Source organism: Acidovorax sp. LjRoot117, assembly GCF_964252695.1.
GTDB lineage: Bacteria > Pseudomonadota > Gammaproteobacteria > Burkholderiales > Burkholderiaceae_C > Acidovorax.
In genome coordinates this window covers 105,400-117,314 of the sequence record NZ_CAXUPO020000011.1, presented here as the reverse complement: position 1 = coordinate 117,314, position 11,915 = coordinate 105,400, and the positions used below count along the sequence as shown (strand labels likewise).

The following is an 11,915-nucleotide window of genomic DNA, read 5'->3' as shown; positions in this document are numbered from 1 at the left end:
CGCGGACGGGCGCGGACGGGCGCGGCAGGCCAGCATGCAGGCATGCCAGTGAGCAATTGAGCCAGTAAGCAAGCAAGCAAGCAAGTGAGTGCGGATTGAAAAAGAGTAGTGCCTTGGTGGCCGTGGCCGCGGCCGCGCTGCGCGGATGCAGGGGCGTGGGCCTGGTCCTGTGCCTTCAGGTGGGCGGGGCGGCGCTCGCGCAGCCCACCGTCTCCCCGGTGTTGATGAACCTGATCCGGCAGACGGTGGAGTCGCATCCATCGGTGCGGATGGAGTCCGCCTTCGTGCGGGCCGCCAAGGAGGATGTGTCGGCAGCGGATTGGCAGCGTTTCCCCACGCTGGCCGCCCAGACGTCGTCCAACACCCCGCGGCTGTCCACCCAGCTCAGCCTGGAGCAGCCGCTGTGGACGGGCGGGCGCCTGGATGCGCAGCGGGACATGGCCCGGGCGCAAGAGGCTCTGCAGGCGGCCCAGAAGAAGGAGGTGCAGTACCAGCTTGCCTCCAAGGTCGTCGACTCCTGGGTCGCCATGGTGCAGGCGGATGAGCGCATTCGGGAGACCACCCGCACCATCGAGCAGCTCGACCGGTACAAGGCGCTGATACGCCGACGGGTGGAAGCCCAGGTGTCGCCACAGATCGAGTTCACACTGCTCGAATGGCGCACCTTCCAGGCGCGGGTGGACCTGCAGCAGACGCGCACGGCGCGCACGCTGTCCCGCAACCGCCTGCGCCAGCTGGTGGGGCGCGAGCCCGAGAGCGACACCGAGTGGGATGCCGAGCAGCCCCTGGCGGCGCTCGCGCTGGCTGCCTCCGACACCCGGCAGGCGCTGGGCTTGCAGATCGACGACGCCATCGACGTGCACCCCTCTGTGCGCAAGGCCCGGGAGCGGGCGCGGGTGGTGCAGTACCAGGCGGATATTCAGCGCGCCGGGCTCGGCCCCGAGGTGTACCTCAGGGCCCAGTACCGGGCCGGTGGCGCAGCGGTGCCGGGTGAGCGCAGCGTTTTCGTGGGCGTGCGCTACCAGCCGGGCGCGGGCTTGTCCTCGCTCGCGTTGAGCCGGGCAGCGTCGGAACGCGCCCAGGGGCAGGCCTTCGCGGCAGAGACAGTGCAGCGCGAGCTCAACGAGCAGATGCGCACCGATCTGGAGAACATGGCCAGCGCCCAGATGCGTGCCGAGGCCCTGGCCACGGCGGTGGAGTCGTCTGCGGCGGTGCTCGGCTCCAACGAAAAGCTGTTCGTCGCGGGCAAGCGCAGTTGGCAGGAAGTCCTCAACACCGTGCGGGAGGGCGGCGACAACCGCCTGGCGCTGGTCGATGCGCGTGCGGCGCTGCTGGCGGCGTCCTATCGGCTGCAGGTGGTGCGTGGCGACATGGATTGGCAGCGCAATGCCCCGTGATATCGCCATCGTCATCGCGGGTCCGGCGGGCCCCGCGGGCCCTGCAGACGCTCTGGGCCAATCTGGCCCTTCAAGTGCGACGGCACCCGCGCACCCGTCGCTGCTGCGTCTTCTTCGCCAACCTGTGTGGCCGCTTGTCAACCCCCTGGCTGCGCGCGCGATGCGTGTGAGGCCGTGTCCGGCTTGGTGCCTCTGCCATGAATAACAACAAGACCCAGGATTCCCTGGCGTGGGCGCTGGAGCGGCTGGCCCAACTGCAGGGCGTGAGCATCAATGTGATGCGCCTGCGCTCCGCCGTGGAGCGCCCGGCGCGCCTGGGTTCGGCGCCGGACGTGGCGGCGGTGTGCGCCAGTCTCGACCTGTCGGCACCCGTGGCGATGGACCACCCCGACCGCGTGATGCTGCCGCTGCTGTGCCAGACGCGCAGCGATGGCTGGGGCGTGGTCGTGGACCGCGACCCGCAGCAGCGGTGGGTGGTGGAGTTTGCGCACGGCACCCGCCCGGTGGACGAGGCCGCGCTGAGCCAGACCGCCATGGTGGCGATGCGCCAGCGGGGCGCTGCCGCGCAGTCCGACACCTTCGAGGCGGTGCTCCAGCATGCGCTGCGCCAGTACCGGGGCGTGCTGGTCGAGGCCGCCCTCGCGTCGGTGTTCATGGGCCTGCTGGCGCTGGCGATCTCGCTGTTCTCGATGCAGGTCTACGACCGGGTGATCCCCACGCGCAGCGAGTACACCCTGATCATCCTGGGCCTGGGCGTGCTGCTGGCCATCCTGCTGGAGACGGCCATGAAGTTCGCGCGCTCCCGGGTCATGGATTCGCTCACGGCGGGCCTGGACAGCCGGTTGTCGCGGGACATCTTCCAGCGCCTGCTCAGCATCCGCGTCGACCAGTTGCCTGGGTCGGTCGGCAGCCTGGCAGGGCAGATCCGCGGGTACGAGCAGGTGCGGGGGTTCTACACCGGCAGCACGCTGTTCGCGCTGGTGGACTTTCCGATGGCGCTGCTGTTCCTGGCGGTGCTGATGGTGATCGGGCACCCGCTGGTGGCCCTGGTGCCCCTGGTCTGCGGACTGCTGGCCTTGTTGGTCGGCGTGAGCCGGCACCGGCGGGTGAACGCCTTGGCCCAGCAGGGGCTGTCGGCCGCCAGCCGCAAGACCGGCCTGCTGGTCGAGGTGGTGGAGGGCGCCGAGACCATCAAGGCGGGCGTCGGTGGCTGGAAGTTCCTCTCGCGCTGGATCGGGGTGAACAGCGACACCATCCGGCAGGACCTGGACATGCGCCATGTGAGCGAGGGCGCGGGGTACTTGGCGGCCATGCTGCAGCAGTTCAGCTATGTGGGCATCGTGATGCTCGGCTCCTGGGTCATCATCAATGGGGGCATGACGATGGGCGCCCTGATCGCCTGCTCCATCATTGGTGGCCGCATCATGGCGCCGCTGGTGGCGCTGCCGGGCCTGATCGTGCAGCACGCCCACGCGCAGGCAGCGACGCGCTCGCTCGAGAAGCTCTATGCGCTGCAGGCCGACAACCACGGCGTGCCGCGCCCCTTGCTGCCCCACAAGCTGCACGGCCACTATGTGCTGCAGGAGGTGGCGTTCGCCTACGGCCAGAATGCCGGCCCGGCCGTCTCCATCCAGAGCCTGACGATCCAGCCCGGCGAGAAAGTCGCGGTGATCGGGCCCATCGGCTCCGGCAAGTCCTCGCTGCTCAAGCTGCTGGCGGGGCTGTACCGGCCCACCGCGGGACGGGTGCTGATCGACAGCCTGGACATGGCCCAGGTGAGCCAGCAGGTCATCAGCCAGCACATCGGCTACCTGCAGCAGGAGCACCGCCTTTTCCAGGGCACCTTGCGCGAGAACCTGCTCATCGGCATGCCCGATCCGGGCGACGACGCCATGCAGGCGGCCTTGCAGCGCTCGGGCTTGATCCAGCTGGTGGCGGGCCACCCCCGTGGGCTGGACTTGCCCATCCACGAAGGCGGCAAAGGGCTGTCGGGCGGCCAGCGGCAGCTGGTGGCCTTCACCCGCCTGCTGCTGACACGCCCGGCGGTGCTGCTGCTCGACGAACCCACGGCCAACATGGATTCGGCGCAGGAAAAGCGCTGCCTGTCGGTGCTGGCCGAGGAAGTGGGCCCGGACAAGACGCTGGTGGTCGTGACCCACAAGCCCAGCGTGCTGCCGCTGGTGGACCGCATCGTGGTCGTGTCCGGCCACAAGGTGGTGATGGATGGACCGCGTGATGCCGTGCTGATGCGCTTGAAGAAAGCCTCAGAGCCCGTACCGGTGCAGCGGCACGATGCAGTAGCACCCGGCGTGGAGACAGTGACCGCATGAGGATCGAACCCAGGATGGACTCTGAAGCAACCGCCCGCGGCCTGGCGGTGCAGCCGCACCGCCACGCTGCCCATGCCAGCGCCGATGCAGACATCGCCGACCTGCTCGCGCCGCAGCGCCGCTCCCGCTGGACGCTGCGCGTGGCCATGGTGGGCATCGTCGCCCTGGTCACATGGGCCGCGTTTTCCAAGATCGACCAGGTCACGCGCGCACAGGCGCAGGTGATCGCCAGTGCCCGCACGCAGGTCATCCAGGCCGTGGACCAGGGGGTGGTGAGCCGCCTGCACGTGCGCGAGGGCGATGACGTGAAGGCAGGCCAGTTGCTGGTGACGCTGGAAAAGGCCCGGGCCGAAGCCGCGGTGGACGACGCGCAGTCCAAGGTCGCCGCCCTGCGGTCCGCGCTGGTGCGCCTGCGCGCCGAGGTGTATGGCGAGCCCCTGAAGTTCGACGCGGAACTGCTGGCCTATCCCGAATATGTGCGCAACCAGCGCGCCCTGTACGAGCGGCGCAAGCAGGCCATCGACGAGGACGTGGCCTCGCTGCGCGGCGCCATGGACCTGGCCAAGCAGGAGCTCGACATGAACCAGAAGCTCGTGGCCACCGGCGACGTGAGCCTGGCGGACGTGCTGCGGCTCAAGCGCACGGTCGCCGAGATCCAGGCGCAGATCGCCAACAAGCGGAACAAGTATTTCCAGGACTCCCAGGCGGAGATGACCAAGGCCCAGGAGGACCTGAACACCCAGATCGAAACCGTGCGGGACCGCAAGCAGGTGATGGAGCACACCGAGCTGTTTGCGCCGCTGAACGGCCAGGTCAAGAGCATCCAGCTCACCACCGTGGGCGCGGTGGTCAAGCCCGGCGACGTGATCATGGAAATCGTGCCGACGGGTGAGGACCTGATCGTGGAGGCCAAGATCAGCACGGCCGACATCGCGTTCGTCGAGGTCGGCCAGGTCGCCAGCGTCAAGCTCGATGCCTACGACTACTCGATCTTCGGCACCATGAAGGGCGAGGTCTTCTACGTGAGCCCCGACACGCTGGAGGAAAACCGCCAGGGCAAGATGGAGCCCTACTACCGGGTGCAGATCCGCATCCGGGGCAAGGAGTTCACCAAGGGCAGCGACGTCAAGATCAGGCCGGGCATGACGGCCTCCGTCGACATCAAGGCGATGGAGCGGACGGTGTTGAGCTACCTGACCAAGCCCTTGACCAAGACGTTGTCGCAATCGATGGGTGAGCGGTGACGGTGACGGTGACGGCTCCCGCGGCTCCCGTCACCGGGGCGGGCCGAGCGCTGCCTTTAGTGTGGCGCGCTGGCGCATTCAAGAGGCTGCGGGCATGCGCCGCCACAGCGGCACCGCGGCACCGCGGCACCGCGCGAGAGGGCTTGCAGGCAGCGGCGGGGCAGGGCAGGGTTTGCTATCAAATGTGTAGCTGGTTGCGCTTGTTGGACAAGCGATAGCGCCCATTTTTACTCGTACTTTTTCTCCAGCGCATCCCACTGCGGCTTGCACACCAGCCGCTGGCGTTCGGCAAACGGCGCCACCATCGCAGGGTCCTCATCCACACGGCGCTCGTCGCGCAGCACGGTCAGCACCTTCTGCATGCCGGCCACTGCGCCCTGCAATGCCGCGTTGGCGTACAGCACCAGGCCGTAGCCCAGGCCCGCCAGCTCGTCGGCGCTGAAGATGGGCGTCTTGCCGCCGATCACCATGTTCATGAGCTGGGGCCGGTCGGCCAGGCGCCGGGGCAGGGCGCGGATCTCGTCGGCCGTGGTGACGGCTTCCACGAACAGGATGTCGGCCCCCGCCTCGCCAAACCGCTGCGCGCGCTCGACCGCCGCCTCGAAACCCTGGGTGGCGCAGGCGTCGGTGCGCGCCATGATCAGGGTGCCCGGGTCGCGGCGCGCGTCCACGGCGGCCTTGATCTTGCCCAGCATCTCGTCGGTGGAGATCACCTCCTTGCCGTTGAAATGCCCGCAGCGCTTGGGCGAGACCTGGTCTTCCAGCTGGATGCAGTCTGCACCTGCGCGCTCCAGCGTGCGCACCGCGTGGTACGTGTTGAGCGCGTTGCCGAAGCCCGTGTCGGCATCGACGATGAGCGGCAGCTCCACCGCGTCGCGGATGCGTGCCGTGTGGTCGGCGATGTCGGTGAGGCCCATGAACGCCTGGTCGGGCAGGCCGAACCACATGTTGGTGACGCCCGCGCCAGTGACGTAGAGCGCCTCGAACCCCAGGTCGGCCACCACACGGGCGGACAGGGCATTGAACGCGCCGGGCACGATGACGCCACGGCGGGCTTCGGCCAGGGCCTTGAGTTGTTGTTGGGTGTTCATAAGGGTGTGTCAGAAGCAGTCGGCGGGGATGCGAATGCACCCTTCCATGAGAATGCGGGCGCTGCGGCTCATCAAGGCTTTGGTCACCGTCCATTGGCCACCGTGATGCGTGGCCTCGGCGCCCACGCGCAGCGTGCCCGAGGGGTGCCCGAAGCGCACCGCGTTGCGCGCCCCACCACCCGCGGCCAGGTTGACCAGCGTGCCAGGGATGGCGGCGGCTGTGCCGATGGCCACCGCGGCGGTCCCCATCATCGCGTGGTGCAGCTTGCCCATGGAGAGGGCGCGCACCAGCAGATCGATATCCCGGGCTTCGATGCGCTTGCCGCTGGAGGCGGTGTAGGCCGCGGGCGGCGCCACGAAAGCGATCTTGGGCGTGTGCTGGCGGGTGGCGGCATCCGCCAGTTCGCGGACCAGGCCCATGCGCAGCGCGCCGTGGGCGCGGATGGCTTCGAAGCGTGCGAGCGCCGCGGCGTCACCGTTGATCGCGTCCTGCAGCTCGGTGCCGGCGTAGCCCAGGTTGTGGGCATTGAGAAAAATGGTGGGAATGCCCGCGTCGATCAGCGTGGCGGGAAAGGTGCCGACACCTGGGACCTCCAGCGTGTCCACCACGTTGCCGGTAGGGAACATCGATCCCGCGCCTTCCGCACCGTCGGCGGGGTCCATGAATTCGAGTGGTATTTCGGCCGCTGCAAAGGTGACGCCGTCCAGCTCGAAGTCCCCGGTCTCCTGCACCTGCCCGTTCGCGATCGGCACATGCGCCACGATGGTCTTGCCGATGTTGGCCTGCCAGATGCGCATGGCACAGGCACCGTTGCTCGGGATGCGCGCTGCATCGATCAATCCCATGTGGATGGCGCAGGGGCCCACGGCGGCCGAGAGGTTGCCACAGTTGCCGCTCCAGTCCACGAACGGCTGGTCGATGGACACCTGGCCGAAGAGGTAGTCCACATCGTGCCCGGGCCGCAGGCTGCGCGACAGGATCACGGCCTTGCTGGTGCTGGACGAGGCATTACCCAGGCCGTCGATCTGCTTGCCGTACGGGTCCGGGCTGCCCAGAGCGCGCAGCAGGATGGCGTCGCGGGCGGCGCCAGGCTGGCGGGCCGGGGCGGGCAGGTCGTCCAGGCGGAAGAAGAGGCCTTTGCTGGTGCCGCCGCGCATGTAGGTAGCGGGGATTTTGAGTTGGGGTGAGGGGGGTGTCATGGGGTGGCGGGTCTACGTTTGCGGGAAGGGCGTGTGGGCTTTGCCAATGGGTTGGTGGTTGCGCTGAGGCCCCCTCTCCCCCGGCCCCTCTCCCGCGAGGGGAGAGGGGAGGGGTGCATGGCGCTGGTGTTGTTCGGGATGTTCTCTCGGATGATTGAAGTGGGCCCAGCCAATGATCGTCAGCCGTGCTTATCCAGGGAAGCCCCTCTCCCCTCGCGGGAGAGGGGTTGGGGAGAGGGGGCCGAGGCACCACCGCCACCCCGCTCCAGAAAATCCTGCGCAAACCTCTGCAGCACGCCCCCCGCTTCATACACCGACACCTCCTCCGCCGTGTCCAGCCGGCAGGCCACAGGCACCCGCAGCACCTCGCCGCTTCGGCGCCGCACCACCAGCGTCAAGTCAGCCCGCGCCGTGCACAGCCCCTCCACGCCATAGACCTCGGTGCCATCCAGGCCCAGCGTCAGCCGGTTCGTGCCGGGCTGGAACTCCACGGGCAGCACCCCCATGCCGATCAGGTTGGTGCGGTGGATGCGCTCGAAGCCCTCGGCCACCACCACTTCCACACCCGCCAGGCGCACGCCCTTGGCGGCCCAGTCGCGCGAGGAGCCCTGGCCGTAGTCGGCGCCGGCGATGATGATCAAGGGCTGGCGGCGGTTCAGGTAGGTCTCCATGGCCTCCCACATGCGCAGGATCTGGCCTTCGGGCTCCACCCGGGCCAGCGACCCGGGCTGCACGCTGCCGTCGGGGTTGCGCACCATCTCGTTTCGGAGCGTGGGGTTGGCAAACGTGGCCCGCATGGCCGTCAGGTGGTCGCCGCGGTGCGTGGCGTAGGAGTTGAAATCTTCCTCGGGCACGCCCATGCGGTGCAGGTACTCGCCGGCTGCGCTGTCCCGCAGGATGGCGTTCGACGGCGAGAGGTGGTCGGTGGTGATGTTGTCCGGCAGGATGGCCAGCGGGCGCATGCCCTGGCGCGTGCGCGGTTGGGCCGCCAGGGCCCCCACGCCGTCGGTGTCCCAGTAGGGCGGGCGGCGAATGTAGGTGGACTCCGGGCGCCAGCCGTACTGCGGGCTCACCGCGTCGCCAGTGTCGGCGCGGATCGCGAACATGGGCTCGTAGACGGCGCGGTACTGTGCGGGCTTGACGGCGGATTTCACCACGGCGTCGATCTCTGCATCGCTCGGCCAGATGTCTTGGAGGCGGATCTCCCGGCCGTCCACCACCGCCAGCACGTCGTTTTCGATGTCGAAGCGCACCGTGCCCGCGATCGCATAGGCCACCACCAGCGGCGGCGAGGCCAGGAAGGCCTGGCTGGCGTACGGGTGGATGCGGCCGTCGAAGTTGCGGTTGCCCGACAGCACGGCGGTCGCGTACAGCTGGCGGTCGATGATCTCTTGCTCTATGGCGGGGTCGAGCGCGCCCGACATGCCGTTGCAGGTGGTGCAGGCAAAACCCACGATGCCGAAGCCGAGGTGTTCCAGGTCCTGCAGCAGGCCTGCTTCCTGCAGGTACAGCTCGACGGCCTTGGAGCCGGGGGCGAGCGATGTTTTCACCCAGGGCTTGCGCGCCAGGCGCAAGCGGTGGGCGTTGCGCGCCAGCAGCGCCGCCGCGATCACATTGCGCGGGTTGGAGGTGTTGGTGCAGCTTGTGATGGCGGCAATCACCACGGCGCCATCGGGCAGGGTGCCTTCGTGGGCCGCCGGCATCTGCCATGCGCGGGCGATGCCGCGGGCCGCCAGGTCGCTGGTGGCCACGCGCGCGTGCGGGTTGGACGGGCCCGCCATGTTGCGCACGACGCTGGACAGATCGAAACTCAGCGTGCGCTCGTACACCGCATCGCTCAGCGTGTCGGACCACAAGCCTGCGGCCTTGGCATAGGTCTCCACCAGACGGACCTGGACCGGCGTGCGGCCCGTGAGCGTCAGGTACTCGAGCGTCTGGTCGTCGATGCTGAACAGGGCCGCGGTCGCGCCGTACTCGGGGGCCATGTTCGAGATGGTCGCGCGGTCGCCGATGGTGAGCCTGGCGGCGCCCTCGCCGTAGAACTCCAGGTAGGCGCCGACCACCTTGGACCGGCGCAGGAACTCGGTCAGCGCCAGTACCACGTCGGTGGCGGTGATGCCGCTCTGGCGCTGGCCGGTGAGCTGCACGCCCACGATCTCCGGCAGCCGCATCCACGACGCGCGGCCCAGCATCACGTTCTCGGCCTCCAGGCCGCCGACGCCGATGGCAACGACGCCCAGCGCATCGATGTGCGGCGTGTGGCTGTCGGTGCCCACGCAGGTGTCGGGGTAGGCCACGCCGTTGTCGGCATGGACCACGGGCGACATCTTCTCCAGGTTGATCTGGTGCATGATTCCGTTCCCTGCGGGGATGACCTGCACATTGGAAAAGGCCTTTTTCGTCCACTCGATGAAGTGAAAGCGGTCTTCGTTGCGGCGGTCTTCGATGGCGCGGTTTCTTGCGAATGCACCGGGGTCGGACCCGCCGCATTCCACGGCCAGCGAATGGTCCACGACCAGCTGCACGGGCACCACGGGGTTCACCTGGGCGGGGTCCCCACCCGCGGCCGCGATGGCGTCGCGCAGGCCCGCCAGGTCCACCAGCGCGGTCTGGCCCAGGATGTCATGGCACACCACACGCGCCGGAAACCACGGAAAGTCGCGCTCGCGCCGGCGCCCGATCAGCTGGCGCAGGCAGTCGTCCACGATGGCCGGGTCGGCCCGGCGCACGATGTTCTCGGCGTGCACACGCGATGTGTAGGGCAGGGTGGCCCACGCGCCGGGCGTGAGGGCATCGACGGCCGCGCGGGCGTCGAAGTAGTCCAGTGCGGTGCCGGGCAAGGGCCGGCGATGTCGGGTGTTCATCATGGTGTTGTGTCGCTCGGCTTCAAATACCTGTCAGTTCGTCACTGTCTTTCGATTCCCCCTCTCCCCTCGAGGGAGAGGGAGAGGGAGAGGGAGACGATGCAGCGCTCATGGCTGTCAAACACGGTCCTCGATCCGCACAAACGGCAGATTGTCCGGGCCGGTGTAATGCGCACTGGGGCGGATGATCTTGTTGTCCAGGCGCTGCTCGATGATGTGCGCCGCCCAGCCGCTCGTGCGCGCGATCACGAACAGCGGCGTGAACATGGCGGTGGGCACGCCCATCATGTGGTAGCTCACCGCACTGAACCAGTCGAGGTTGGGGAACATGCTCTTGGCGTCCCACATCACCGACTCGAGCCGCTCGGCGATGTCGAACATCTTGGTGCTGCCCGCCTCTTCGGACAGGGACCGCGCCACGCCCTTGATGACGCCATTGCGCGGGTCGCTCACGGTGTAGACCGGGTGGCCGAAGCCGATCACGACCTCCTTGGCCTGCACGCGCCGGCGGACGTCGGCCTCGGCCTCGTCCGGGCTGTCGTAGCGCTTCTGGATCTCGAAGGCCACCTCGTTGGCCCCGCCATGCTTGGGGCCGCGCAGTGCTCCGATGGCGCCGGTGATGCACGAATACACATCGCTGCCCGTGCCCGCCACGACGCGCGCGGTGAAGGTCGATGCGTTGAACTCGTGCTCGGCATACAGGTTGAGCGAGGTGTGCATCGCGCGCTCCCAGGCCGCGCCGGGGCGGGCGCCATGCAGCAGGTGCAGGAAGTGGGCGCCGATGGAGTCGTCGTCCGTCTCGACGTCGATGCGCTTGCCCTGGGTGCTCCAGTGGTACCAGTACAGCAGCATGGAGCCGAGCGAGGCGAGCAGCCGGTCGGCGATGTCCCTGGCGCCGGGCGTGTTGTGGTCGTCCTTTTCGGGCAGCACGCAGCCCAGGGCCGAGACGCCGGTGCGCATCACATCCATCGGGTGGCTGCTGGCAGGCAGCTTTTCCAGCGCGTCCTTCACGCTGGCCGGCAGGCCGCGCAGGGCCTTGAGTTTGGTTTTGTAGGCCTTGAGCTCGGCGCGCGTGGGCAGCTTGCCGTGCACCAGCAGGTGGGCGATCTCTTCGAATTCGCAGACCTCGGCGATATCGAGGATGTCATAGCCCCGGTAGTGCAGGTCGTTGCCCGTGCGGCCCACGGTGCACAGCGCAGTGCTGCCGGCAGTCACGCCCGACAGCGCGACGGATTTCTTGGGCTTGAAGCCTGCGGTAGGGGTCGTTGTTTCCATGGTCATGGGGTCTCCTGGGGTGTCACTGTGGTGCCAGATAGGCATGGGCGATGGGTGCGGGGCGGCCCTTGGCATCCACCGCCACCATCTCGAACACCCCCTGGAGCACCTCTTCGGCGGGCGAGCCCAGCGCCTGCGCGAAGCCGGCCACGCACACGGTGAGCGAGCTGCGCCCGAGCCGCGTCGCCCAGGCGCGCAGGGTGAGCACATGCCCCACGCCCACGGGCGCCACGAATCGCACGTCGCTCACGCCGGCCATCACCACGTTGCTGCCGGCCGCGCTGCGGGCGGCCAGAAACGCCGCCTTGGACATGAGCAGCAGCGCATGCCCGCCGAACAGGGTGCCGTAGTGGTTGGCGTGCTCGGGAAAGATGATTTCCGTGAGCTCCAGGGTGCCGTTGGGGGTTGTCATGCTTCGCAATCTACGCACAATAGCGGCCCTGCAGAAGGGCTGAATTGGCGAATGTTTGCGAATGAAATCCCCGCAGATTGCAAATTTTGCGAAGTTATTTGT

The 11,915-nt window shown here is 68.3% G+C and carries 8 protein-coding genes; 3 read left to right on the top strand and 5 right to left on the bottom strand.

Features of this window, described 5'->3' with window-relative positions:
- Window positions 1-95 precede the first annotated feature (95 nt).
- The 3 genes from ACSQ3D_RS22420 (at window position 96) to ACSQ3D_RS22410 (ending at window position 4,971) form a co-directional block, all read left to right on the top strand.
- Complete coding sequence (locus ACSQ3D_RS22420; protein WP_436128379.1) at window positions 96-1,397, top strand: TolC family protein; 1,302 nt, start codon at window positions 96-98, stop codon at window positions 1,395-1,397.
- Between the two features lie 197 nt (window positions 1,398-1,594).
- Entirely contained in the window at window positions 1,595-3,727 is a 2,133-nt protein-coding gene (locus ACSQ3D_RS22415; RefSeq protein WP_436128378.1) for an ATP-binding cassette domain-containing protein, read from the top strand.
- Between the two features lie 14 nt (window positions 3,728-3,741).
- Window positions 3,742-4,971 carry an HlyD family type I secretion periplasmic adaptor subunit gene (locus ACSQ3D_RS22410; protein ID WP_082486144.1) on the top strand — a complete coding sequence of 410 codons (1,230 nt, stop codon included), beginning with the start codon at window positions 3,742-3,744 and terminating at the stop codon, window positions 4,969-4,971.
- 227 nt (window positions 4,972-5,198) lie between these two features.
- Here ACSQ3D_RS22410 and ACSQ3D_RS22405 read toward each other — a convergent pair whose 3' ends face one another.
- The 5 genes from ACSQ3D_RS22405 to ACSQ3D_RS22385 all read right to left on the bottom strand — a co-directional run bounded on the left by ACSQ3D_RS22405 (window position 5,199) and on the right by ACSQ3D_RS22385 (window position 11,813).
- On the bottom strand, window positions 5,199-6,062 hold the full coding sequence (locus ACSQ3D_RS22405) for an isocitrate lyase/PEP mutase family protein (RefSeq protein WP_436128377.1): 864 nt from the start codon (window positions 6,060-6,062) through the stop codon (window positions 5,199-5,201).
- Window positions 6,063-6,071: 9 nt separating this feature from the next.
- Window positions 6,072-7,262, bottom strand: a complete 1,191-nt coding sequence (prpF, locus tag ACSQ3D_RS22400) for a 2-methylaconitate cis-trans isomerase PrpF (protein ID WP_436128376.1) — start codon at window positions 7,260-7,262, stop codon at window positions 6,072-6,074.
- A 179-nt stretch (window positions 7,263-7,441) separates the two neighbouring features.
- Complete coding sequence (acnD, locus tag ACSQ3D_RS22395; protein ID WP_436128409.1) at window positions 7,442-10,126, bottom strand: Fe/S-dependent 2-methylisocitrate dehydratase AcnD; 2,685 nt, start codon at window positions 10,124-10,126, stop codon at window positions 7,442-7,444.
- Between the two features lie 117 nt (window positions 10,127-10,243).
- On the bottom strand, window positions 10,244-11,401 hold the full coding sequence (prpC, locus tag ACSQ3D_RS22390; protein ID WP_436128408.1) for a bifunctional 2-methylcitrate synthase/citrate synthase: 1,158 nt from the start codon (window positions 11,399-11,401) through the stop codon (window positions 10,244-10,246).
- A gap of 22 nt (window positions 11,402-11,423) precedes the next feature.
- Window positions 11,424-11,813 carry an acyl-CoA thioesterase gene (locus ACSQ3D_RS22385; protein WP_056165784.1) on the bottom strand — a complete coding sequence of 130 codons (390 nt, stop codon included), beginning with the start codon at window positions 11,811-11,813 and terminating at the stop codon, window positions 11,424-11,426.
- Between the last annotated feature and the right edge of the window lie 102 nt (window positions 11,814-11,915).